Raw genomic sequence first — 25946 nt, forward strand, 5'->3', positions numbered from 1 at the left:
TTACTTCTTTCCAAACACAACATTTCCCTGTTCATCCAGTATCACATACCACTCCGGCACACGCTGCGTCATATAGAGAAACGGCCAGTCTTCGATTTCAAATTTCCGCTCTTTCTTTCCCGGCTCTTTGACGATCAATGCTTTCAGCGCCTTGCTGCAAATTTCAAATGCATATGCCCGGTCGTACTGTTCGACAAATCCATTTTTCTTCGCATTTCCAATCTTCACAGTCCGGACAAGTTTCATCGCTTCTTTCTGAAACCTGTATACATCTTCTTTTTCCTCGTAGGAAAGCGCTGCAATTTCCCTCTCTTTCAACTCCTCGGCATCTGCACCCAATGCAAGCACTGCCTCTGTTTTCGATGGAAACTTCCGGCATTCCTCCTCAAATACGCGCTGCAGTACGGGATGCCGCGTCTCCTCTCCACACTCAAAAATCTTCCATACCCAGTTTGTCCGGATACTCCCCTCGCTGCGGATATAGTGATAGATTTGCTCTACGCCGCTTCTTGGGATCATCGTCGGCAAAGTCACCTTCAGGAAAGTCCCGTCGATCCCAAGTAAAGACAGTTCTCCGGTTTCACGCCCTGTATTCACTACTCCTACATTATTCCCCAGCTGCATTCCCATCGTCAGCTGCTTGGAAATATAGTAATCCGCCACACGAAACCAGTTCGCACTTTCTTTGACATCCCAGTTCCGGTCCAGATCCACCACCGTCTCAAAGACTTCTCCATCCAGAAGTCGGTCGATCTCTTTCCCGTCCAGCAATCCCGATACGACCGGAACTGTCAGATATTTCCTGCGGCAGTATCGCACCATCGGCTTCCAGTACGCTTTACACCCTGCCACTGCTGCCGCAAAGATTCCAAACACTACCAGCCATGCTGCCAGACCGTTTCCTCCAGAAAGCGCCCACTCTGCCATCTGCATCGCCGCGCCCGCTGCGATCATCGCAATAAATAGAAATACTGTCACCACCATCATCTTCCGGAACCATGTTCCATGTCTGAGTTCTTCCTTAGAAATCTTTCTCATACCTCTCCTCCTCTCCGGATTTTCTGCTCACTCCTGATCTGTTCCTTCCTGATTCCAAAATAAAAATCCTCCGAAAATCATGTATCTCATTATAACATGATTTCCGGAGGAAATATAGAACGATCTCCCACTATAAAATTAATTTTCCCGTCTTACCACCGTTTTTCTGATCAACAATATACTGAAACCTGCCAGAATCACCAGACCTATTACACCAGATATCAGTCCATAGAATGGATTCCCATCGGCGAGGCCGGATAACTTCATGATCACATTCATGATTGCGATCATGCTCCTTCCACCAAACAAAAAATAGTCCGCAAGGGGATATACAAGCCATAAAACTGCCGGTACTCCAAATGCAAATATGATTCTTCCTATTTTATTCAGACGATACCAGATGATAGACACCATATACCCTGCCCCTGCAAAAAGTGCATACACTACAGACAGCAGTGCTACCGAGACGATTGCCCTCACAACGGAAGATGCCTGCTCTAAAAACTCTGGATAAAACAAGGGTAAAATTTCTCCTCCAAATTTGATATTTCCCCATCCGTTCAGCTTTTGATCTACTGTAGCAAGCAAGGTATCAGCCACTCCACACATCCCGGCACCGGCTGCGAAGACAAGCATCTTTCCTGCCAGAATCTGCTTTCTGCTCACACCATTCTGCAATAAAAACTGGAAGCTTTCTGTAAAACTACACATTCCGATGATCAGCATAAACATCGCCGACATCATATTCATTCCGTTCATCGTCACATATTCTCCACCAATCTTGCTCGCAATCAGCAATGCCAGTAGACGCATTCCAATCTGAACAAGATATAACATCCCAATTGACTGCCACACTTCTTGAAACTGATATTTAAAACTCTTCTTCGTTCTCATATACATCCCCCTCTAACGATTTGTCATCTGGATAAACATCTTCTGCAAGTCCAACTTCGCCACTTCCAGCTCTTCCGGTGCTTTCTTCCATTTTTCTTTGGAACTTCCGATCACATATGCTGTCTTCATCGTTCCGAGCATTTCCGTGCCGATCACATCCTCTCCCTGACTCCATAAGTCAACCATTTCCTTCTTTCCGGAAATTCTATAACCACCGGCAAGCAACTCCTCTGTCGCACAATCCTTCACAATCTTCCCGTCTTTTAAGATTACAACATGTTCGATCACACTTGCGACCTCTTCAATCAGATGTGTAGAAATTACTATCGTAAACGGTTCTTCTATATACTTCTCAAGAAGAATCCGATAGAACATCTCTCTGTGATTCGCATCCAGCCCAAGGACCGGCTCATCTAAAAACAGATATGGAACATTGACAGAAAGCGCAAGAATTAGCTTAAAAATCGACTTATACCCGGTGGAAAGTGTCCGCACTTTTTTCTTCGTATTCAGCCCAAACATCCTTGCAAGTTCCATCGCATACTCCATATCGAACTTCGGATAAAATTCCTTCGACCATTGAAATGCCTGCTGGATCTTCATCCCTGCCGGGTAAAGTGTCTTCTCACTCATCAGATACATATTCTGCTGTACCTGATCATTTTCCCTTGCAGGCTTTCCATCTACCAGCACTTCTCCCTGATCTGGAAAAATCCGGTTACTGATAATATTAAGCATGGTGGATTTCCCTGCTCCATTTCGTCCTAGAAGCGCATATATTTTCCCATCCTCAAACTGTACACTGACATGATCCAGCGCCTTTGTGTCCTTATAGCCCTTTGACACTTCTTTGATCTCTATCCCTCTCATTTTGAAAATCCCCTTTCTATCATCGAAATGATCTCCACATCTGTAATTTCCAGCTTCTTCGCCTCCTCTACAAGACGACTTACAAAATTTTCATAAAACTGGTCTTTCCTCTTTTGTCTTAATTTCCTTACTGCACCTTCTGCCACAAACATTCCTACTCCTCTCTTCTTATACACGATCCCGGCATCTACCAGCAGGTTGATCCCCTTAAGCGCAGTTGCCGGGTTGATTTTATAAGTCACAGATAGCTCTGTTGTAGAAGGAATCTGACTCTCTTCCTGAAATACCCCTGTCAAGATTGCATCTTCCATCCCTTCTGCAATCTGCAAAAATACAGGCTTCTCATCATCAAAATTCAGCTTCATCTTTTTCTCCTCTCGTTATACGGTTAGCTACTCAAGTAATTAACTATATATGCATTATATCCACCACTCCTACTTTTGTCAATTACTTTGCTTCAAAAAGTTTTGTAAAAAACAAAAAACCTCGCAACGTTTTCTATACGTCGCAAGGCATCTTTCTCTATTCTTTCTGTTCTTTCTCTATGCTATATTTACACCTATGCTGGAATGTCTTTTTCCTTCCTAGACCATCATTGCGATCAGAGAAGGAATCAAACAGACAAGCGCACACAACAAATCTCCTAAAAACCGGCACACAATCCGTTCGTCATCATCCAATTCCCCAAATGGAATCACCTTCTCATCGACAAAGTCTACCATATCTTTTGTGATATGTTTCTTTTTTTTCTCTTCTTTTTCCTCCAACAAATGATGGATCCGAACCCCATCCAGCCTAAGATATTGAATCCATGCCAACATAAGGAAAATACATCCTGCCACAAAAAGTGCATTCTCTGCAAGTGACCGATATCCCCCTTGATTCAAAAACTTGTCCCACAGAAGGCAGAGAACCATCGCTACAGCAAATTTTGCCACACACTGATATAACATTGGACGGATCATATATTTTTGAAATATCATACGGATTTTTTTAATCATAGTTTTTCTTCCTTTACCTAAGTATTACTTCATTTTCTCTGTCCAGATTATACTTTTTCACAAAAAATAAGTCTTGTCAAGGTTTTCCCAACAAGTTCTCCCCTCAACAAGACATACTTTTATCATTTTTATCCAGCTTTTAGACAACAGCTTCGCTTTTGCCTCAGCCGTGATATTTTTCTTATTTTTCGATCTCTCTGCGATATCCTTCCAGTTCTTTCTGATTTCCATAGACAAAATGTCCCGGCAGAATTTCTTCCCAAACCGGCTGATCCACACTGTAATCATGAATCGACGGATCATAAACAATAAGTTCTTTATTCTTCTCACGCTCCGGATCCGGAATCGGAACTGCAGAAAGCAGCGCTTTTGTATATGGATGAAGCGGGTGCAGGAACAACTCTTCTGCTTCTGCAAGCTCCACAATACGTCCCTTATGAATTACCGCAATACGGTCTGAAATAAATCTTACAACAGACAGGTCATGTGCGATAAACAGGTACGTCAGTCCTTTTGTCTTCTTCAACTCATTCAGAAGGTTCAATACCTGTGCACGGATAGAAACATCCAGCGCAGAAATCGGTTCATCCGCCACAACAAACTCCGGTTCCATGATCAACGCACGCGCAATACCGATACGCTGTCTTTGTCCACCTGAGAATTCATGTGGGAATCGAGATGCAAATTCCGGTAAAAGACCAACTTCCCGAAGTGCATTCTGCACTTTATTGTATCTGTCTTTCTCATCTTTGTAAAGGTGATGATTAATCAGACCTTCTGAGATAATATAATCAACTTTCGCACGTTCATTTAAGGATGCCTGAGGATCCTGGAAGATCATCTGACATTTTTTTATCACTTCAAGGTCGAGTTCTTTGGAAATCTTACCACTGATGCGACGCCCTTTAAACAAAATCTCTCCGGCAGATACCGGGTTGATTCTCGTGATCGCACGTCCGATTGTTGTCTTTCCTGATCCTGACTCTCCTACAAGCGCGAAGGTTTCTCCTTTATAAATATCAAAGTTCACATGGTCAACTGCAACGAACTTCTTCTTTCCGGTTCCGAAGGTAATCTGCAGATCTTTCAACTCAATCAGTTTTTCTTTTTCTTGCATAATTCTTACCCTCTTCCTTCCATACTCGCACGAAGACGTTTAATTGCCTCCGGCTGTTCAATCTTCGGTGCACGCGGATCTAAGTACCACGTTTTCGCCTTATGCGTTGGTGTGATCTCAAAGAATGGCGGCTCCTCCTCAAAGTCGATTGCAAGTGCCTTCTTGTTACGAGGTGCAAATGCATCCCCTTGAATCTTATTGAATAAGTTCGGTGGTGTACCTTCAATCGTCGGCAACGGTTCCCCTTTCACTCCTAGCTGTGGAAGGGAAGATAACAATGCCCATGTGTACGGATGCCATGCATCATAGAAAATCTCATTGACTGTACCATACTCAACGATCTGTCCCGCATACATTACTGCAACACGGTCCGCTACATTTGCCACAACACCAAGATCGTGTGTAATATAAATAACTGTCATCTTCAGTTCTTTCTGAAGATCTCTGATCAGATTCAGAATCTGTGCCTGGATTGTTACATCCAGCGCAGTCGTAGGTTCGTCACAGATCAGAATATCCGGATGACAGGCAGCTGCGATCGCAATGACAACACGCTGTCTCATACCACCGGAAAATTCATGCGGATACTGATTGTATCGCTTCTCCGGAAATGGGATTCCTACTTTTTCAAGCATCTCCAGTGCCATTTTCTTTGCCTCAGCACCTTTGATTCCCTGATTCAATTCGATACTTTCCTGAATCTGTTTTCCTACTTTTTTCAATGGATTCAGAGAAGTCATCGGATCCTGCATTACCATAGAAATTTTCTTTCCACGGATCGTTCTCCAGTCCTTCTCTTTTTTATATTTCGCCAGATCTTTTCCATCATACATGATCGATCCGTGTGTAATACTTCCATTGGAGTCAAGCATTCCTAAGAAAGACTTTGTAAACACTGACTTTCCTGATCCTGACTCTCCTACAATTGCAAGTGTTTCTCCTTCATAAAGGTCTAAGGAACATCTGCGAATCGCCGTCAGTTTTCTGCCACGTAAGCTAAACTGGATTTCTACATCTTTCGCAGACAAGATTGGTTCTTTTGTCATAGCAGTCCTCCGTTCTATACGTGATTTCTCGGGTCAGCCGCATCAGAGAACGCATTTCCCACAAGGTAAAATGTAACTGTAATAAGAGATACAATTACCGCCGGGAAAATCAACAGATACGGGTGTTCGAGGAAATAGTTACGGGCATTTCTAAGCAGAATACCCAGTGACGGTGTATCGATTCCAAGTCCAAGTCCTAAATAAGATAACGTAGACTCAAGTGCAATTGTCGACGGGATCGACAGTGCAAGTCTCAGAATAATGATACTGATCAAATATGGAAGAATGTTCTTTACGAGCACTCTCCAGATCGGAGTACCTAAGCATCGTGAAGCAAGATTGTATTCTCTGTCACGATACATCATAACAAGGTTACGCACATTTCTCGCCATGGTCAGCCATCCGAATCCAATCAGTGAAATACACATAATTGTAAAGGACTGCCCAACAAGAAGCGCAATCAATGTCATATAAATGATAACCGGTACGTTATTAATAATATTATAAACTTCTGTCAAAATACGATCGAGGCTTCTTATATATCCCCAAATACAGCCAATGATAACTCCGAGCACACACTCTCCAAGCGCAACGATCAGCGCCAGTTTAATGGATGTCTGTGCTGCATACCATACCTGACACCAGTAATCACGTCCGAGGTTATCTGTTCCGAACCAATATTCACCATTCGGTGACTGGAATGCCATAGCTGAATTTGTTTTTAATGCAGCATAATCATATTTTCCAATGTGCAGTGCGATGAAAGAGAAAATTACAAGTGCAAAAAAGACAATGGCCATCACAACTGCTGATTTTTTCTTCAGAAAATTCTGGAACACGGATTTCCAATAAGAATAGTCTGAATATCCGGTACGTTCCGCTTCTTCTGCAGAATATTCCACGAACCGAAATAAATCATCTTTTTTCTCATTTTCGCCCATTATCGCGTTCCTCCTTTTCCTGTAAGTTTAATTCTCGGATCAAGTAACATCATAAGAATGTCTCCGAGGAATACACCCAGTGTACCAAGCACTGCGTAAAGGACTACAAGTGTCTGCACGACATTTACGTCATAGCGGACAATCGCATCCGTAAGAAGTGGTCCCATTCCCGGTACAGAGAAGAATCTTTCTACCAAAAGAGATCCACCAATTGTGTAGAGAAATGATGCCGGAACATATTGAGCCAGCGGTACAAATGCGTTCTTAAAGACATGTTTAATCATAATTCCCGCAGAAGAAGTACCCTTTACACGAGCCAGCTTAATGTAATCCTTATTCAGTTCATCTACCATATAACGTCTCGTCCAGAGTGCATAACTTGCGATAGATGCCAGTGACAGACATACGATCGGAAGTATACTTGTCTCTGACGGATTCCGTGTCGAATAAAGCGACGGAAGCCCGAGCACTTTCGAACCAAATGCCAACACAAGTGAGTATGACACAAGGCTTGGAACCGCATTTACAAAAATTGTGTATGCTGTTCCTACATGATCTAAGATCCGGTCTTTGTTTAATGTCTGGATAATACCGATAAGGATACCTACAAAAAGGGAAATCACAAGTGCAGTACATCCAAGTTTCATAGAAATTGTAAATTTATCGCCAATTACCGATACGACATCAACACCGTTCTGAATTCTTCTGGATTCGCCAAAATCGAATTTCAGAAGCTGCCCATAATAACGAACGAGTTGTTTCGGCATCGGATCTAACAGTCCTGCCGCCTGTAACTGCTCTTCTTTCTGCTCTGATGTAAACTTCATTAACTGATCTTCTGTAAAGAAATAGTCTGTCGGAAGCATTCTCATCAACAGAAAAACGATCGTTACAACAATCAGGACTGTAACAACAGATTGTAACAGTCGCTTGATTGTATACTTAAACATTATTTATTAAATTCCTCTGCGAATTTCTCGTAATCTTCCGTAGTATAGGCGTCTACGGATGTCTCCCAGTCCTTATATTTTGCATTCTGCATACCATAGATTGCATGAGATACTGAGTAATCATTGATTTTTGATAACTGCCATGAAATATCAAGGTTGTATGGGATTGTCATCGCATGTTTTAACATGTAAGCTTCTGCCTGTGCATATGCTTCATATCTTTCATCAAGATCTCCTGTAATTGCATTCGCTTTGTTTACAAGGTCTGTAAATTCTTTCCATGTAGCGATCAGTTCAGGATCTGTAGCGTCGTTGATGTTTGTGTAGTTCATTGAATAGTAAGCTGTCTCTTCTCCGTATGTCTCCTGACAGAGGAAGTTCTGCACATCACCATAGTCAGCTCCCCATCCATTCATAACAACAGAATGAAGACTTGGATCGATAACTTCCTGAGTTAAGCTGGATACATATGTTCCGATGTTTAATTTTATATAATCATCTCCAAAACAGTCTGCAAAGTTTTCCTGAAGAACTGTTGCACCATCAAGTGCTAACTGAGAACCAGCTGGGATATAGTAGTCCATCTCAACCGGGAATTTAACACCTTTTGCAGAGAGTTCTTCTATTGCCTGTTTCTTAAGCTCTTCTGCTTTTTCTTTGTCAAGTCTTCTCATCGTCTTGCCGTTAGACTCTGGAAGTTCGATTAATTCTTCTACTCTGTCAACGTACTCTGTACCATCTGAGAAGTATACAAGACCTTTCATTGTGTAAGCTGTATTCTCGCAGCTAAGTGGATTGATCATGTTTGCTCTCTCATAAGTTTTTGTCAGGTCAAGTCCGTAGTAGATAGACTGACGGAATGCTTCGTTTGCAATCGCTGTATTCCAGTTTGTATCATCAGATCCGTCTTCGTTCTTCTTTGCATAGTTGAATTTCATCTGGTAAGAGAATTTCTTAGGAAGTTTCTCTGTCAGATAATCGTGATACTGGTTGTTCTCATCTTCGTAGATAGCTCTTAAGTTTGCTTCTGCAAGGTCGATTGTATCGATTTCTCCTGTATCATAGAGAGAGTATCCAACTGTTAAGTCTTCGATCAGTTTGATTGTAACTGTATCGAAAAGTTTACAATCTTTATCCCAGTAGCTTTCGTTCTTTGTCAGAGTCTTTGTGTTACCCTGGATGAACTCTGTTAAGATGTATGGTCCGTTGTACCATAATTTATCGATTCCTACAGATTTTACATTTTCTACACCAACTTCATCGATGAAGCCCTGAGAAATCGGGTACAGACATGCAGATACTGCTACTGTATCAAAATATGGTGTCTCTGCTATACAGTGGTAAACTACTGTGTAATCATCTGGCGTTTCGATTCCTACCATCTCAAGGAATTTCGATTTGTCAAGCTTTAATGCCTCATCTGCTGAGAGTGATTTTGTATATTCACGGTATTCCTTTGCACCTTTGATCATTGAGATTGGCATAGATGTGTTGTTACCAGCATCGTTCTTGTGTGCATTCAGGATCCACTCAAGAGCTGTTACAAAGTCATCTGCAACCATGTCAGCCTTTTCATTTCCCTGCTGATCTACCCATTTCACATCGTCTCTCATCTTAAATGTCCATGTAAGACCATTATCTTCTGTACCCCATTCTTTTGCGATACCTGCCACTAACTGTCCTTTTGGATTTGTCTCAAGGAAACCTTCGTTTGTGTTACAAAGTACGTTTAAGTCAGCTGCCATCTCCGTATTCAAAATAAATACGTTCTCCATCTCACGCTGTGGCACTTCATAAGTCACAAGATCTTTAATCTCTTCTGAAGCCCCTTTTTCGCCTTTGGATTCTTTCTTGCCACTTCCACATCCAACAGTTGTTACTGCGAGTGCAGCTACCAGTGCAAGTGCAAGCCATTTGCCTCGTTTTTTCATAACTTTCTCCTCCTTTTATAATTTATAGCAGTAAAGTTATTATAATTTTTCATCGCTACATTGTCAATAAATTTTTTCATTTTTTGCATGTTTACGCAAAATACTCTTCTCATCGTAATTCATCAGAATTTTCTATCTTTTTAGTATTTTTATATATTTTGTATTTCATCTACCCCTTTTTCCTTTTCTTTTGTCTATGCATCTACTGCCTATATTCTCGTATATATGATTTTCATATTCTTCATATAGTAGATTTTTTACGAAAATCGCATTGATCTCACAAGTATTTTTCTAGCTTTTCTCCTTATAAATATTTATTCACTCTTATATTGTATCATTTTTCTACATTTCAAAAAACATAGGATTTTTCTGATGCCACATCCAGATATTCCTTCAATAATTTCAGAGAGTTTCCAAATTTTTGCAAGAAAAGATTTCTAATAATTCAAAAAACTGACTTTGACTGTAATTTTCTCTCTCGTTTATCAGCCTAATTTTTACAAAATATAACTTAAAACAATCTCCCTCGCTTTCTATATGAATAAACTTCTAAATTTCTTATTAAAAGCACTCTGTCCCATCCAATTCCCCCAATATATTATTACCCCATTAAATAAGGAAAGAAAAGGATCCATACAGTAAAATTTTGAAACATCCAGCCACAGATTAGCGTCACACTCAACTGCTCACGAAGATCAATCTAAAAACTTTCCATTCCTCGCAAAAAATATTGTATATACATGATTCACTTTTATTAATTTATGATAAATCGATATCTTATTCTGAATTTATAGAAAAATATTAAAAAATGCAATTATTTGTTGACAACAAAAGCCTGTAAATTTATAATAACTTTATTATAATTAAATTTTTCTAAATTTAGGAGGGAAAAGGTATGAAATGGAAAAAACTGACAGCACTGGCGATGGCATCCATGATGATCGCAACAATTTTATCTGGCTGTGGTGGCGGAAACAGCGAAGAGAAATCTTCCGGGAAAACAGCTGAATCCTCCAGCGAAGCTAAACCAGACGAAAAGCAGGAATTAGTGTTAAACAACGTAGACTGCAAAGTACTCGATGTCAATGATGCAAGGAATTATAACGAATTTATTCTTTTAAACCATGTCCAGGAAGGGTTATTCCGTGTATTCAGCGACAAAGATGGAAATGATGTCGTAGAAAATGCCGGATGTGAAAGCTATGAAGTATCTGACGATGGTCTGACTTACACATTCAAACTGCGTGACTACAAATGGTCTGACGGCCAGCCAGTCACTGCCCAGCATTATGTAGACTCAATCAAAAGACTGTTAAATCCTGAAAATGGATTTTCCTACTCTTTCATGGCATATGATATCGAAAATGCTGAGGCATATTACGATGGACAAGCTTCTGCCGATGATATCGGGGTAAAAGCACTCGATGATAAAACACTTGAAATCAAACTTCGTGCAAACATCCCGTTCTTCATCAAAAAACTTACAAATGTTTGTTTTGATCCAGTCCGTCTTGATATAATCGAAAAAGCCGGAGATCAAACAAAATATAATGCAGACTATAAACTTCATGTATTCTGTGGACCTTTCGTAATTGCAGATCACACAAAAGGAAATGAGATCGTTCTTGAGAAAAACCCAGAATACTGGGATGCTGAAAATGTACATTTAGAAAAAGTTACATTGAAAGAGATTCCGGAAGATTCTACAAAATCCATTCTGATCGAGAACAAAGAACTGGATGCTGTGGAAGCAAACTCCGAGTATATTGCAAAGTGGCAGAAACTTACTGAAAGCGGACAGCTTGCAAACATTTCTAAAACATCACCAAGCTGTAACTATATGTGCTTCAATCAGCACACAGGAGGACTTTCCGGTCTTATGAACAATGCAAAATGCAGAAAGGCACTTTCTCTTGCAATCAACCGAGAAGAAATGAATGAAGTTGTATACAGTGGTATCAATATTCCTGCTTATGGTCTGATTCCTGCTGGAATGCTCGTAGGAGAAGAAGAATTCCGCACAGTGGCAGGGGAAGAACCATTAAAAGCTGATTACGACAAGTACAAAGACGATAACGAAGGACTTCAGAAAATGTTCAAGGAAGGTATGAAAGAAGCCGGTGTCGATAAAGATCTCAAAGATGTCGAGCTGACTATCATCTCCTCCGGAACAACCGTCCAGGATCAGGCAATCCAGGAATACTTCAAACAGACTTGGGAAGACAGACTCGGTGTAAAAGTAAACGTGAATATCTGTGCCGACACTTCCCTTTTCGTAGATGAGAGAAATAGCAACCGCTACGATCTTGTCTTCATGGGATGGAATGGTGACTACAACGACCCTATGACTTTTATGGAACTGTTTAATACAGGAAGTGGATATGCAAAATTCATGGGTGGATATTCGAATGAAGAATTTGACAAAATGTTTGATTCTCTTGCCGAAGAAAGCGATATGGAAAAACGTGCCGAAACCTATGTGGCAATGGAGAACAATCTGATCAATGAACAAGCTGGTATCGCACCGATTTTCTATTCTAACAAACAGTTTTTCGTACAAAGCTATGTAAAAGACATGAGCTTCCCAACTTTTGGAAGTGCATATGAATTCAGCCGCGCATATATTTCCGGCAAATAGCAACAGCAAAAATGTCCAAGAAAAGAGGTTCTCTGGCGAACCTCTTTTCCATTGGAATCTATTAGACACACCATAAAAGAGAAAGGAAATACAGTATGGTTAAATATACAATAAGAAGATTCGTCGAGATGTTATTTACGCTGTTCGTCATCGCGACTGGAACTTTCTTTTTACTGGCTGCAGTGCCGGGGGATGCCCTCACTGCAAGAGCAGATAAACTGCCGGAAAAAGTCCGTGTCAACCTTTACAAGCGATATGGTCTTGACAAACCACTTCTTGAGCGTTATGGAATCACAATGAAAGGAATGTTAAAAGGAGATTTTGGTGAATCCGTCATCTATGAAGGAGAGACGGTTTCCAACATTATTAAAACGAAAGGACCTGTCTCTGCACGACTCGGTATCCAGCAGATGCTCCTCGGTGTAGGCCTTGGATTATTGCTCGGTATTCTGGCCGCAACGAGAAAGGGAACATGGATTGATTATTCCATTGTGTTCTTCTCAATCCTCCTGATTTCCGTCCCCCATCTCGTCTTTGGTATCCTGCTTCAGAAAGTCTTTGCCGGAAACCTACACTTATTCCCGACGATCGGATGGCCGAAAGGAGATCTTTTCACCCTGTGGTTTGGCGGCTGGGAGTATACGATTCTCCCTACTCTGACAGGATGTTTTGTCTACATCGCATCCTATGCCCGCCTGTTAAAAACATCCATGTTGGATGTTATGAACCAGGAATATATTCTCACTGCGGAATCCAAAGGTCTCTCCAAAGGAAAAGTCATCCGCAGACATGTACTTAGGAATTCTTTCATCCCAGTCATCACTAATCTTCCGATGAGTGTGGCAATGTGTATTACCGGATCTTATTTTATCGAAAAAATCTTCGTAATACCGGGATTTGGAAAATACTATGTCGAAGCAATCAGCGGCAGGGATGTCTGTATCGTCATGGGACAGACAGTAATTACTGCAGCACTATATATTGCAGTTGTATTTCTGACAGATATTTTGTATACCGTAGTCGATCCGCGAATCCGTATCAGCGGCGGCAAGAAATAGGGAGGGGGAAGAAAATGGCTGAATTAACAAAAGAAAAATTTAGACCGGTCGACAGAAGCCGCTTTGATTCTGATGCCATTGTGCGTCCTACTGTAACTTACTGGCAGGATGCATGGAGAAGACTTCGAAAAAATCCAATTGCTGTTTTCTCTATGATTTTATTGCTGGCATGTGTCCTTTTTATCACACTTGGTCCAACGATCAGTGGCGAGGAATATGTCTCAATCAATGCAGTTATGAAGAACAAACCTGCCGATGGCACACACTGGTTTGGTACTGATATCCTTGGAAGAGATCTTTTCAGCCGTGTCTGTGTCGGTGCGCGTGCTTCTCTGATCGTTGCGATTGCGTGTACTTTCATTCAGATCGTCGTCGGCTGCGCATACGGTGGAATCATGGCATATTTTGGCGGATGGCTCGATGAAGTCATGATGCGAATTGTAGAAATCCTTACATCCATTCCTTCTCTTCTGCTCACACTGCTGATCATGATGGTGCTTGGACAGAATATGGGAGCGCTTCTTGTTGCCATGTGCCTTACTTCCTGGTGCGGCACAGCCAGACAAATGCGTGGTATGATCATGCAGCTCAGAGAATCTGAATACGTCATGGCTGCCGAAACACTTGGAGCAAATCCTTCGTGGATCATTCGTAAGCATCTGATTCCGAATACATTGAGTATTTTAATTCTGAATGTTGCCACAAGCATTCCAAGCTACATTTTTACGGAAGCATCTTTGAGCTTTCTCGGCATGGGATTAAAAGAACCTGTCATCAGTCTTGGTGTGCTGATTTCAAATGGACAGTCGGTTCTGGATCTGTATCCATATCAGATCTTCTATCCGGCACTTGTTCTGTGTATCATCGTGCTTGCATTCAACTTACTCGGAGACGGTCTGAGAGATGCTCTGGATCCGAGATTACGTCAGTAGGAGGAAAACAATGGATAAAATATTAGAAATCGAAAATCTGCGCGTATCCTATCATACTTACGCAGGAGAAGTACAATCTGTCCGCGGTGTTTCCTTCGATGTAGAAGAAGGCGAAGCTGTCGCAATCGTTGGAGAATCCGGCTGCGGTAAATCTGTAACCGCAAAATCTATTATGCGCCTGATAAAAACTCCACCCGGAGAAATCAAAGACGGAAGCCAGATTTTATACAAAGGCAAAGATGTTCTGAAAATGGACAAAAAAGAGTTAAGTGAATACCGCGGCGGGGAAGTCGCTATTATCTTTCAGGATGCTCTTGCATCTCTGAACCCGACTATGACTGTCGGAAAACAAATTGTAGAAAATTTAATGATGCACCGGAAAATGACAAAAGCTGAAGCATACAAAGAAGCGGTGAACCTTTTGAAAATGGTTGGAATCCCAAATGCTGAAGGTCGTGTCAAGCAATACCCACACGAATTTTCCGGCGGAATGCGCCAAAGAGCAATGATTGCAATCGCATTTGCCTGTCAGCCGAATCTTCTGATTGCGGATGAGCCAACAACTGCATTGGATGTTACGATTCAGGCTCAGATTATGGATCTGATCAAAGATCTTCAGCACAAAATGAATACTGCTGTCATCTTGATCACTCACGATCTTGGTGTAGTAGCCAACATTGCAAAACGGATTGTAGTGATGTACTCAGGAAAAATTGTGGAAAGAGGAAGCCGGGAAGATATTTTCTATCACCCAAAACATCCTTATACAAGAGCGTTATTAAAAGCGGTTCCTCGTCTGGACCTTTCTAATAAACAGGAACTGGCTTCTATCGAAGGAACGCCGCCGGATCTGATCTCACCCCCGAAAGGATGCCCTTTCTGTACAAGATGTTCTTACTGCATGGAAATCTGCTGTGAGGAGGCACCGGAAGTAACTGATTTTGGAAATGGACATCAGGCAGCATGCTGGCTGCACCATCCGATGGCGCCAAAAGAAAATCAACCATTTGGAGTGGAGGAATCACTATGAGCCAGAATGTATTAGAAGTAAAAAATTTATGCAAATATTTTGAAGTCGGAAAAGGACTTACATTAAAAGCAGTCGATGATGTTTCTTTTGAAATTGCTCCAGGGGAAACACTTGGACTCGTCGGCGAATCTGGTTGTGGCAAAACAACCTGCGGACGTACTTGTATCGGATTATATAATAAAACATTCGGAGAAGTTCTTTATAAAGGAAAAAATGTCCATGAACTAAAGGGGAAAGAAAAGTTAAATTTCCGAAAAGAAACTCAAATGATCTTTCAAGATCCATACGCTTCCTTAGACCCTCGTATGACGGTTGCAGATATTGTTGCAGAGGGACTTGATATCCATCATATGACTTCAAACAAAAAAGAGCGAAGTGAAAAAATTTACCACTACCTAGATCTTGTCGGATTAAACAAAGAACATGCAAACCGTTTTGTTCACGAATTTTCCGGTGGTCAGAGACAACGAATCGGAATCGCACGAGCACTCGCTGTTGAACCTAAATTTCTTGTACTGGATGAACCTATTTCCGCACTGGATGTATCCATTCAAGCTCAGATTGTCAATCTCCTGATCAAATTGCAAAAAGAAATGGATCTGACTTACCTGTTTGTCGCACATGACCTATCTATGGTAAAACATATTTCTGACCGTGTTGCTGTAATGTACTTAGGCTCTATGGTGGAGATCACAAGCTCTGAGGAGTTATACAAAAATCCACTTCATCCATACACACAAGCACTGCTGTCCGCGATCCCAATCCCGGATCCAGAAGTAGAAATCGCACGAGAGAAAACAAGAATCAAACTGGAAGGGGATGTGCCAAGCCCTGTAAACCCTGCGCCGGGATGTAGATTTAAAGGAAGATGTAAGTATGCAAAAGAAATCTGTTCACAATGCATGCCTACCTTAAAAGATATCGGCAACGGACATCAGGTGGCCTGTCATTTATATGATGAAAAATAAAGAATACTTGACCGACTTTCTCTCTGCAGGAAAATATGGTATGATTTTATCCATCGCCGTTTCACTGTTGCTTTTGACCGGAGGATTCCTATTTCAAGGCTTCTCTCTGCCGGAAGCATTCCAAGTGTGGCGCAGCGGCATGTGTATCCTCAGTGGAATCTCACTGTTTTTAGTCGCCGGAAGTATTTTGACAAAGAAATCTTCCAAAATCGACAAACATTCTCGGTGGCGGGAAAAATTCAAAAAATTAAACTACGAAAGTGTAATCGGAACGATTGCAGTGATCTTCATCCTCTTTGCCTCCTGTGCAGATGCTGTCACAAGAGTCGTATCTTAAGAGAATTTGGGGCAGAATCAAAATGCATTCTGCCCCATAAAACTTTCTATCAATTTCATCTAAGCCTCTACCGTTCCTCTATGCTTGCCGCAGCTCTTAATCGCTCGCCAAACTCGTTGCTCAATGAAATCTTTCCTATATAAAATACTTCCCCTGTTGCAAATACTTCCCAGTCATCCTGAATCTCTACTTGAAGCTTTCCGCCCGGCATATGAACCGTCACACCTGGATTTGTCATGCCAAGCTTATATGCAACGCCCGCTGCTGCACACGCACAACTTCCGGATGCCAATGTATAACCGACTCCTCTTTCAAAGATCTCAATCTGGATATTCTCCTGGTCAATCACTTTTAATAGCTGTGTGTTGATCTTATTTGGGAAATATCTGGCAATCTCCGCATAATCACCAATCTTACAGACAAGTGGTTTAGAAATCTCTCGCATCGGGATCACACAATGCGGATTTCCGATTGACACACAAGTAACCGGATATAAAGTTCTTCCAAATACCATGTCTTCATTGATGACTTCTCTGCGCTCTCCCGTTACCGGAATCTCATCACTCCAGAAAGAAAGCTTTCCTGCCGAAGCGCGCAGCCTGCTTCCATCCTCATTCAGATATGTTACCTGAATCGCTCCGCCCAGTGTGTAGAAGGTTACATGCTTCTTCTGAATGTATCCGGCATCCTTCAAATATTTTGCAAAAATACGATCTCCATTTCCACTTTTCTCCGCTTCACTTCCATCCGGATTCCATACTTTCACATAAATTTTATCTTCCTGAAAAATAGGTCCTTCGAGAATTCCATCCGAACCCATCCCAAAATTTCTGTCACAGATCATTCGGACATTCTCTTTTGTCAGCTTTAACTCATTTTTATTCGGATCAAATACAAAGTAATCATTTCCCAATCCATGATATTTTTCCAACACAATATTCATCACTGTAACCGCGCCTCCTTTTTCTTCATCATAACAAGCATTATTCCGTAATAATATAGAAATAGTGCTTTCTATATTGCAGATAGTGCTGTATAATCATCGTAACAGCTATGAAGCACAACCGTAGTACAATTGATTTTTTATGATCTGCTATTACTATATGGGAAATGATTTGTTGATATTCTTTCTCTCTCTAAACAGGAAAAATAATTTTAGGAATCCTCTGACCCGTGCGATGCAACACACTGTTTCCTAGCTGAAAATCGAACACAAGGAGACTGCCTTTATGGAAACTTATGAGAAAAAAGGATACTTATACAGCGATTTCCGCCTGTTTTACCTGACGGACACCGCTTCCAAAGAATTTGAATATCACTATCATGACTTTGATAAGATCACAATTTTTCTGAAAGGAAATGTCCAGTACACGATTGAGGGGAAATCTTACCAACTCCAGCCTTATGACATCGTCCTTGTCAGCCACAATGATATCCATAAGCTAAACGTACAAGATTCGGAACCATATGAACGAATCGTCGTCTACATCTCCCCGGAATTTATCAATACTTACCGGACGGCAGATTATGACCTCAGCGAGTGCTTTCAAAAGGCAAAAAAAGAACATACGAACGTACTTCGGACACACTCCCACGCAAAAAACACGCTAGTGCGCGCCGTTGACAATCTGAAACATTCATTTTCCGATGTCGGATACGCCAATACGCTCTATCAGAAAATTCTCTTTCTGGAATTTATGATTCATCTGAATCGTGCAACCTTGAATGAACAGCTGGAATTTATCGACACAGACCATTGTAATACAAAAGTTGTGGAACTTCTCCAGTATATTAACCGGAATCTGACCACAGACTTAAATATTGATGATCTCGCTGCCAGATTTTATGTCAGCAAATACTATATGATGCGTCTGTTCAAAGCCGAGACCGGATATACGATTGGAAACTACATCAATTACAAACGATTACTGCTCGCCAAAGAACTGATTGCCTCCGGAGAGCCAATCACTCAGGCGTGTTACGACTGCGGATTTAAAAACTATTCCACGTTCTCGCGTGCATACAAATCTCACTTTGGAGAATCTCCCAGACAGATTCGCGATACCCTCTGACTTTCGTTCCGGCAATGAGACGCTCCTTGCTAAAAAATAACGTCTCTATAATTTAATCACAAATGCCGGAACCGGAGGATGATTCGGGCGATTATAGTATTCACTGACGATCACAAGATATTTCTTCGGATCAAGTTCTTTCAGGTAAGCTAAAATCCGCTCTTTTTCTTCAAATCCACTGTCCCCTCCACTATAAATGCAAAGACTCATCAACCCATTTTTCTTCAATAGTCGCAATCCTTCCTCGATCGCCTGCACACTCGTATCTGCCTTTGTCGCAAGTGTATGATCTCCTCCCGGCAGATAGCCGAAATTAAACGTGATGCAGCTGACTGTATTTTCCTTTGCGTAAGCTCCCATATGCACATGGCTGTCCAGCACAACTTCTGTCCGTTCTGCATATCCACATGCATCTATCTTTCTTTTTGTCTCCTGTACCGCCTGCTCCTGGATGTCAAAAGCAATGACGCTTCCCGATGCTCCCACAAGCTCTGCCAGAAGAAGGGTATCATGCCCATTGCCAGCAGTCGCATCGATACAAATATCCCCTTCCAGCACATGCCCTCCGATAAAATGATGGCACCATTCGGTAATCTGATATTTCTTCATCTTTATCCCCGCTTTCCCTTTTTCAAAATTTATACATGCATTATACTATTGATTCGAAATACCGTCACCTACTTTTGAGCATCTTGCGGAAAAACATTACAAAGAACCTCAATCTATGTTATGATACATATATCTATATCAATTTGCCCTCCTTCGGGCAGAAAGGACTTTTATGCAATTATACGATTTAAAGGAAACAAAAGAACGTGTCATCCTCGTCGGTGTGCAAGCAGATGACAATGAAGATACAGAAAAATCACTGGATGAATTGGAAGAACTGGCACAGACTGCCGGGGCCGAGACAGTTGGACGGATTATCCAGAACCGGGAGCAGATCCACCCTGGCACTTACGTCGGCAAGGGAAAACTGGATGAAATTAAAAATCTCCTCTGGGAGACAGATGCCACTGGAATCATTTGTGATGATGAGCTCTCTCCTGCACAACTTGGAAATCTCCAGGATGCACTGGATACAAAAGTCATGGATCGCACTTTGATCATCCTTGACATCTTTGCAGAACGCGCCTCTACAAATGAAGGTAAAATTCAGGTGGAACTTGCACAGCTGAAATACCGCCAATCCCGCCTGGTTGGTCTTGGAAAATCACTTTCCAGACTCGGCGGCGGAATCGGTACAAGAGGTCCCGGAGAGAAAAAACTTGAAATGGACCGCCGTCTGATCAAAGGACGCATTGCCCAGCTAAACCGTGAGTTAAAAGATGTCAAACGGCACCGGGAAGTGACCCGTGAGCAACGAAGCCGCAATCATATCCCGGTCATCGCTATCGTCGGCTATACAAATGCAGGTAAATCCACACTGCTAAATCGTCTGACCGGAGCCAGTGTTCTTGAGGAGGATAAGCTGTTTGCCACTTTAGATCCAACGACCAGAGGACTGAAACTTCCAAGCGGTCAGGAAGTGCTTCTGACAGATACCGTCGGATTTATCCGAAAACTTCCTCATCATCTGATTGAAGCATTCAAAAGTACATTAGAAGAAGCGAAATATGCAGATATGATCTTACATGTAGTCGATGTTTCCAACCCACAGATGGATGAACAGATGTATACCGTCTACGAGACACTACAAAATCTGGATGTCAAAGATAAAGTGGTCATCACCGCTTTCAACAAGCAGGATCGACTGACAGAAGTTCCGATCATCCGTGATTTCAAGGCAGATCACATCGTAAATATCTCTGCGCGGACCGGTCAAGGACTGGATACCCTGCAATCTGTCATTGAACAGATTCTGCGCGAACGAAAGATTGAAATTTCAAGAACCTATTCTTACGCCGATGCCGGAAAGATCCAGCTGATCCGTAAATACGGAGAACTTTTGGAGGAAGAATACCGGGAAGATGGCATCTTTGTCCACGCATTTGTCCCAAAAGAACTTTATGGAAAAATAGAAGGCAGGGAGTAATCTCCACTGCCTCTTATTTTTATCTTGTCCGCAAAAATTCTGCTTCTTTCTTTGCCGCTTCATCGTCAGGGTATTTTGCAATATATTCTTCTATCTTTGCCTTTGCACTCTCCCAATCATACAATTTTTCATAGGCGGCAATCTGATTAAATTCCATTTCCTGTGTCAGTTCTGCACTGTTTCCCTCTGACTGTAACCCAAGATTATAATGATTCAGTGCACTCTGATAATCGCCAAGCTGCATCTCACAGGAAGCCAGCAGATTATAGAGTGTCCCCGTCTTTTCTGTACCTGCATTCAATGCTTTCTGAAATGCATTTCTCGCCTCTTCATATTTCTGCTGTTCCCAGTAGACAAGTCCCATTCCTAAGTATGCCTCTGCCTGCTCCTCCCCTGACTCTGCTTCCTTTTGAAAAAGTTCCAGTGCCTCATCATATTTTTTCTGCTCAAACAGTTCCATACCTTCCTCCGTCGCTCTGGTACATCCGGCAAAAACTAGAAGCATAAATACCAGCACACACAGCGCCCATTTTTTACTTTTCAACACAATTCCTCCCTGATTCATTATTTTTCCACATACATTTCGTCATGCTGTGGATTCCCCATATTCTTTCTTTTCCTGACAACTTGCAGACATTTTCCCTATCCCGGATATTTCAGCAGACACAGCGCATTAAATAATGTAACCAGCATAATGATCACATCTGCGGTGATCGCCGTCCACATAGAGATCAACCCCGTTGCCGCCAAGGTCAGTAAAATCAATTTCATGCCGATTGACAGCACGGCATTCTGTCGGATTGCTCCGATTGTCTCCCTTGCAATCCTGAGGATTACAAGAATCATCGACGGATCATCTTCCATCAAAACGATATCTGCCGCTTCCACCGCCGCAGCAGCTCCAAGTGTTCCCATCGCAATTCCGATATCCGCCCGCTTTAATACCGGAGCATCATTGATACCATCACCGACATACACTAACTTCTCATCTTCCTGCTGAGAATCAATAAACTCCTCTACCTTCTCAACCTTTTCCGCCGGAAGCAGATTCGTATAAATGTGATCCATGTTCAGCAACTTGCCAACAGCTCCTCCTACAATCTCATTATCCCCTGTCAGCATGACCAATTCCTTATGATACCGCCTTTTCAGAATATCCATCGTCTCCCGCACTTCTTTTTTCAACGTATCACCGATCACAATATATCCAGCATAAACTCCATCGAGTGCAACATACACGATCGTACCTGCTGCACGCACTTTTGGAACAGCAATCCGCAGTTCCCTTAAAAGTTCTCGATTTCCTGCATATGCCGCCTTCCCATCAATCAGAGCATAGATCCCCTGTCCCGGAATTTCCTGAACTACCTCGATCCGCTGTTTCTCTACTTCCTTTTTATACATTTTCTGCAGTGACATAGAAATCGGATGATTCGAAAAGTACTCGATATATGCTGTCAGCTCCAAAAGTTCTTCTTCCGTCATTCCCTCCGGATGAATTTTCTTTACTTCAAACACTCCCTCGGTCAGTGTTCCGGTCTTGTCAAACACAAACGTATCTGCCTTTGTCAGAAGTTCTAGCTGATGACTGCTTTTGATCATTACACCTTGTCTTGCTGCCGCTCCGATTCCTCCGTAAAAGGTCAGCGGAATTGAAATAACAATCCCCCACGGGCACGCAACAATCAGAAATGTGAGCGCGCGGTAGATCCATGTGTACCAGTCACCTTCTGCAAATGTATTTGGCGGAACAATCGCCAAAAGAGCTGCCGCCAACATGATGATCGGCGTATAAATCGACGCAAACTTTGTGATCGTCCGCTCGCTGTCTGTCTTCGTATCATTGGCTTTCCGCACCATCGCCATAATCTTCGCAGCCGTAGAATCTTCATATTTCTTTACCACTTCCGCTTCCAACGCCCCGGTCAGATTAATGCTGCCACTATATAGCATCGCCCCTGCCGTCACAGTCTGCGGAAGAGACTCTCCAGTCAGTGCCTTGGCATCAACCATACTTTCCCCTGATAACACTCTGCTGTCCACCGGAATCCTCTCTCCCGGACGGATCAAAATGATATCGCCACATTCCAGTTCCGATGGCTCCACTTGCACTTCCTGCTCATGACTCTTTCGATTTGCAAACTCCGGGGCAATGTCCATCATATTTGCAATAGATTTCTTTGATCGGTACAGCATGACTTCTTCAAGAAGCGAACCAATCTGAAACAATAATAAAACAGAAATGCCTTCTACATACTGAAAAATAAGAAAAGAGCATGCTGTCGCAATAAGAATCAGCAGATATTCATTAAAAATCCGCTTCTTACAAAAACTCCGCACAGTCTTTTCCACCACACCAGCTGCGATTATCATATAAGTCGCCGCAAACAAAATAACTTCCTGCTGCAGCGTAAGATCCATTTTCTTTAAAAACACCAGTTCTCCCAAAAACGCTGCTGCCCCGATTCCTGTCAGTAACATATTTCTTCTGACTGCTCTGATTCCTCCCACTTTCGCTCTCCTCTTACTCACGAATATGTTCCATTCCCTGATTCATAATGGTTTTGATATGGCTGTCCGCCAGCGAATAGAACACGGTTTTTCCTTCTCTTCTGTTTGTCACAAGCTTCATCTGCTTCAAAACACGCAGCTGATGCGAAATTGCAGACTGTGTCATCTGAAGTACCTGAGCAAGATCACAGACACACATCTCTGACTGAAATAGCACATAAAGCATTTTTACTCTTGTCAGATCTCCAAAGACTTTAAAAAAATCTGCAAGATCCTGCAGTTCATCTTCCACAGGCATATCCTTTTTCACTTTTTCCACCGTCTTCTCGTGCACATGTTTTAGCTCGCACTGCTCCACTTCCGCTTCCTCTATTTTCTTCATAATGATATCTATCTCCTTCATTTCTGTTTCATTATCGTTCACTTTGATTTTGTTTGTCAATACTTTTCTTACATTTCACAGAAAAGGAAGTGCTGCTTCCATGGATTTCCACTTCGCATCACTTCCTCCTGATATATTTCTATTTTTTCTTATATAAAATACGGATGGAGTTTAGTACACAGAGCATTGCAACTCCTGTATCCGCAAACACAGCCAGCCACATATCCGCAAATCCTGCCAGCCCAAGCACCATAACAACGACCTTAATTGCCAATGCAAACAGAACATTCTGCTTCGCAATACGGTTTGTACTTCGCGCAATCTCCAGCGATGCCGGAATTGCCTCCATCGAAGAAGTCATAAACACCACATCAGCAGCTTCAATAGCTGCATCGGCTCCGCTTCCCATCGCTGCTCCGACATCCGCTCCTGCAAGTACTGGTGCGTCATTGATTCCGTCCCCGACAAACATTACCGAACCATTCTGCTCTCGGATTTTTGTCAGCTCACCTAACTTTTCTTCTGGCAGAAGTCTTGCATGCACTTCATCAATGCCTGTCTGCTCTGCTACTGCTTCCGCGCTTTCCTTTGCATCTCCTGTCAGCATTGCAGTGCGTATTTTCTGCCGTTTCAGTTCCTGTACCGCCGAGACAGCATCTTTTTTAATCGTATCAGAGATCACAAGAAATCCCGCAAATTCTCCGTCAACTGCAACAAGTACTTCCGTTCCATATGACCCCTTTGGACCATTTGTCAAATCTACCTGATACTGTTCCATCAGCTTCTGATTTCCACAAAGAATCTGTCTGCCATCCAAAACTGCCTCAATTCCTTTTCCGGAAATTTCTGTGATCCGTTCCGGATCAGGAACAGACACCTTTCTCTCTTCTGCTGCCAAAAGAATGCTTGTTCCAATCGGATGAGTGGAATTCTTCTCACAGACTGCGGCAAGACGGAGTAATTCTTCCTCTTCCATTTCATTTGCCACACATTTCTGCACAACAAAATTTCCTTCTGTGATTGTTCCCGTCTTATCCATGACAACGGTCTTTACTCCTTGCAGTGCCTCGATTGCAACACCACCTTTGAATAAGATTCCTCTCTTAGATCCTGCTCCGATTCCAGAGAAAAAGGCAAGTGGCACACTCAGTACAAGCGCACATGGACAACTAATAACTAAGAAAGTCAGCGCCGTATACACCCAGTAGCTCCAGTTTCCAGTGACAAGTGATGGAAGAATCGCCGTCGCAAGAGCAAGCGCCACAACAAACGGCGTATAGACTCTTGCAAATCTTGTGATAAACTTATCAATTTTCGGCTTGCTAGCAGCTGCATGTTCTACAGAATCCAGAATTCTTGTCACCATGGAATCCTCCAATACCTTTTCTACACGCATCTTCAACAAACCTGATGTGTTGACACATCCAGATACTAAAGAATCTCCTTTCTCAACTTTGACCGGAACTGGTTCCCCGGTTACCGGTGAAGTATCGATCCTGCTCTCACCATCTAGTACTGTACCATCCAGCGGAATACGATCTCCCGGCCGCACGATCAAAAGATCTCCGACTTGTGCCCGCTCTGCCGGAATGACTTCTGTCACCCCATTCTGTTCCCGGCTGACTACTTCCGGTCTTAAATCAACCGCGCTCATGATCTGTCCACGGCTCTTTTCCACAGCAATATGCTCAAACATCTCTCCAATCCGGTAAAACAGCATGACTCCGACTGCTTCTGCATATTCCTGGATTGCAAATGCACCAAGTGTTGCAATACTCATCAGGAAATTTTCATCGAGCATTCTTCCCTTACAAATATTTTTTCCCGCAGTAAGCAGAATCTCCCATCCAAGCGCCAAATAAGAACTCACAAATAAGATGGTAGAAAATAATTCGTATTTGTCCTTCAACAAAATTCCCGCAAGAAACAATCCCGCTCCTGCTACAATTTCTATGCGTTCCCGTTTCTGTTCTCTTTTCTTTTCCTGCTGTTCCTGCTCCCTCTTTTTCTTTTCTTCTTTCTTATTTACCGATACCTTCCTTTTTACAATCACTTCAGACTCAATCGCAGCACAGATCTTCTGAAATTCCTCCAGCAGGTCCTTGTCACCTTCCGTGACCACTTGAAGCTGATTTGTCGTAAATGTGATTGTCGCCTCTTTCACCTCAGGCAGCGCCTGTATCCTTGCTTCCATC

24 protein-coding genes are annotated in these 25946 nt (G+C 42.3%); 8 read left to right on the forward strand and 16 right to left on the reverse strand.

Going from position 1 to position 25946, the window contains the following annotated elements; genetic code table 11:
* The 10 genes from ACGG81_RS11390 to ACGG81_RS11435 all read right to left on the reverse strand — a co-directional run bounded on the left by ACGG81_RS11390 (window position 1) and on the right by ACGG81_RS11435 (window position 9788).
* Window positions 1-1038, reverse strand: a complete 1038-nt coding sequence (locus tag ACGG81_RS11390; RefSeq protein ID WP_390108411.1) for a hypothetical protein — start codon at window positions 1036-1038, stop codon at window positions 1-3.
* Window positions 1039-1176: 138 nt separating this feature from the next.
* Window positions 1177-1932, reverse strand: coding sequence for a hypothetical protein (locus tag ACGG81_RS11395; RefSeq protein ID WP_390108413.1), 756 nt, complete (start codon window positions 1930-1932; stop codon window positions 1177-1179).
* Window positions 1933-1944: 12 nt separating this feature from the next.
* Window positions 1945-2802, reverse strand: coding sequence for an ABC transporter ATP-binding protein (locus tag ACGG81_RS11400; protein ID WP_390108416.1), 858 nt, complete (start codon window positions 2800-2802; stop codon window positions 1945-1947).
* Window positions 2799-3167, reverse strand: coding sequence for a GntR family transcriptional regulator (locus ACGG81_RS11405; protein ID WP_008977385.1), 369 nt, complete (start codon window positions 3165-3167; stop codon window positions 2799-2801). The genes ACGG81_RS11400 and ACGG81_RS11405 overlap by 4 nt, the downstream gene beginning before the upstream one ends.
* A gap of 219 nt (window positions 3168-3386) precedes the next feature.
* On the reverse strand, window positions 3387-3803 hold the full coding sequence (locus ACGG81_RS11410) for a hypothetical protein (RefSeq protein WP_009263599.1): 417 nt from the start codon (window positions 3801-3803) through the stop codon (window positions 3387-3389).
* Between the two features lie 181 nt (window positions 3804-3984).
* A complete protein-coding gene (locus ACGG81_RS11415) occupies window positions 3985-4920 on the reverse strand; it encodes an ATP-binding cassette domain-containing protein (RefSeq protein WP_009263600.1) in 936 nt (311 codons plus the stop codon).
* 5 nt (window positions 4921-4925) lie between these two features.
* The gene (locus tag ACGG81_RS11420; RefSeq protein WP_009263601.1) at window positions 4926-5966 is read right to left on the reverse strand and encodes an ABC transporter ATP-binding protein; all 1041 of its coding nucleotides are present in this window, start codon (window positions 5964-5966) and stop codon (window positions 4926-4928) included.
* Between the two features lie 14 nt (window positions 5967-5980).
* A complete protein-coding gene (gene oppC, locus ACGG81_RS11425; RefSeq protein ID WP_009263602.1) occupies window positions 5981-6907 on the reverse strand; it encodes an oligopeptide ABC transporter permease OppC in 927 nt (308 codons plus the stop codon).
* The gene (locus ACGG81_RS11430; RefSeq protein ID WP_390108422.1) at window positions 6907-7857 is read right to left on the reverse strand and encodes an ABC transporter permease; all 951 of its coding nucleotides are present in this window, start codon (window positions 7855-7857) and stop codon (window positions 6907-6909) included. Before ACGG81_RS11430 ends, oppC begins: the two co-directional genes overlap by 1 nt.
* On the reverse strand, window positions 7857-9788 hold the full coding sequence (locus ACGG81_RS11435) for an ABC transporter substrate-binding protein (RefSeq protein WP_390108425.1): 1932 nt from the start codon (window positions 9786-9788) through the stop codon (window positions 7857-7859). Before ACGG81_RS11435 ends, ACGG81_RS11430 begins: the two co-directional genes overlap by 1 nt.
* Window positions 9789-10683: 895 nt before the next feature.
* Between ACGG81_RS11435 and ACGG81_RS11440 the strand changes: the two genes are divergently transcribed.
* From ACGG81_RS11440 to ACGG81_RS11465, 6 genes are all read left to right on the forward strand, one after another.
* Window positions 10684-12426, forward strand: coding sequence for a peptide ABC transporter substrate-binding protein (locus tag ACGG81_RS11440; RefSeq protein ID WP_390108428.1), 1743 nt, complete (start codon window positions 10684-10686; stop codon window positions 12424-12426).
* 95 nt (window positions 12427-12521) lie between these two features.
* Complete coding sequence (locus tag ACGG81_RS11445; protein ID WP_016439790.1) at window positions 12522-13484, forward strand: ABC transporter permease; 963 nt, start codon at window positions 12522-12524, stop codon at window positions 13482-13484.
* Between the two features lie 14 nt (window positions 13485-13498).
* Window positions 13499-14416, forward strand: a complete 918-nt coding sequence (locus tag ACGG81_RS11450; protein WP_016439791.1) for an ABC transporter permease — start codon at window positions 13499-13501, stop codon at window positions 14414-14416.
* 10 nt (window positions 14417-14426) lie between these two features.
* Complete coding sequence (locus ACGG81_RS11455) at window positions 14427-15446, forward strand: ABC transporter ATP-binding protein (RefSeq protein ID WP_120092558.1); 1020 nt, start codon at window positions 14427-14429, stop codon at window positions 15444-15446.
* The gene (locus ACGG81_RS11460) at window positions 15443-16414 is read left to right on the forward strand and encodes an ABC transporter ATP-binding protein (protein WP_120092555.1); all 972 of its coding nucleotides are present in this window, start codon (window positions 15443-15445) and stop codon (window positions 16412-16414) included. Before ACGG81_RS11455 ends, ACGG81_RS11460 begins: the two co-directional genes overlap by 4 nt.
* The gene (locus ACGG81_RS11465; protein WP_320853238.1) at window positions 16401-16751 is read left to right on the forward strand and encodes a hypothetical protein; all 351 of its coding nucleotides are present in this window, start codon (window positions 16401-16403) and stop codon (window positions 16749-16751) included. Before ACGG81_RS11460 ends, ACGG81_RS11465 begins: the two co-directional genes overlap by 14 nt.
* A gap of 67 nt (window positions 16752-16818) precedes the next feature.
* On the opposite strand, the gene dapF is transcribed toward ACGG81_RS11465, so the two are convergent.
* A complete protein-coding gene (gene dapF / locus ACGG81_RS11470) occupies window positions 16819-17694 on the reverse strand; it encodes a diaminopimelate epimerase (protein WP_008977398.1) in 876 nt (291 codons plus the stop codon).
* 286 nt (window positions 17695-17980) lie between these two features.
* On the opposite strand from dapF, the gene ACGG81_RS11475 reads away from it, so the two are divergent.
* A complete protein-coding gene (locus tag ACGG81_RS11475) occupies window positions 17981-18823 on the forward strand; it encodes an AraC family transcriptional regulator (RefSeq protein ID WP_008977399.1) in 843 nt (280 codons plus the stop codon).
* A 45-nt stretch (window positions 18824-18868) separates the two neighbouring features.
* On the opposite strand, the gene ACGG81_RS11480 is transcribed toward ACGG81_RS11475, so the two are convergent.
* On the reverse strand, window positions 18869-19432 hold the full coding sequence (locus tag ACGG81_RS11480; RefSeq protein ID WP_390108432.1) for a tRNA (mnm(5)s(2)U34)-methyltransferase: 564 nt from the start codon (window positions 19430-19432) through the stop codon (window positions 18869-18871).
* A gap of 172 nt (window positions 19433-19604) precedes the next feature.
* Here ACGG81_RS11480 and hflX point away from each other — a divergent pair, with 172 nt between their 5' ends.
* Entirely contained in the window at window positions 19605-20858 is a 1254-nt protein-coding gene (hflX, locus tag ACGG81_RS11485; protein ID WP_119987462.1) for a GTPase HflX, read from the forward strand.
* A 19-nt stretch (window positions 20859-20877) separates the two neighbouring features.
* On the opposite strand, the gene ACGG81_RS11490 is transcribed toward hflX, so the two are convergent.
* The 4 genes from ACGG81_RS11490 to ACGG81_RS11505 form a co-directional block, all read right to left on the reverse strand.
* Window positions 20878-21405, reverse strand: a complete 528-nt coding sequence (locus ACGG81_RS11490; RefSeq protein WP_320853236.1) for a tetratricopeptide repeat protein — start codon at window positions 21403-21405, stop codon at window positions 20878-20880.
* 95 nt (window positions 21406-21500) lie between these two features.
* Window positions 21501-23369, reverse strand: a complete 1869-nt coding sequence (locus ACGG81_RS11495) for a heavy metal translocating P-type ATPase (RefSeq protein WP_390108435.1) — start codon at window positions 23367-23369, stop codon at window positions 21501-21503.
* Between the two features lie 13 nt (window positions 23370-23382).
* A complete protein-coding gene (locus tag ACGG81_RS11500) occupies window positions 23383-23751 on the reverse strand; it encodes an ArsR/SmtB family transcription factor (RefSeq protein ID WP_009263611.1) in 369 nt (122 codons plus the stop codon).
* A 139-nt stretch (window positions 23752-23890) separates the two neighbouring features.
* Window positions 23891-25945 carry a heavy metal translocating P-type ATPase gene (locus ACGG81_RS11505; RefSeq protein WP_390108438.1) on the reverse strand — a complete coding sequence of 685 codons (2055 nt, stop codon included), beginning with the start codon at window positions 25943-25945 and terminating at the stop codon, window positions 23891-23893.
* Window position 25946: the final 1 nt, after the last annotated feature.

The sequence above is a fragment of the Faecalimonas umbilicata genome (genome assembly GCF_042846195.1).
GTDB classification, from domain to species: Bacteria; Bacillota; Clostridia; order Lachnospirales; family Lachnospiraceae; genus Faecalimonas; species Faecalimonas umbilicata.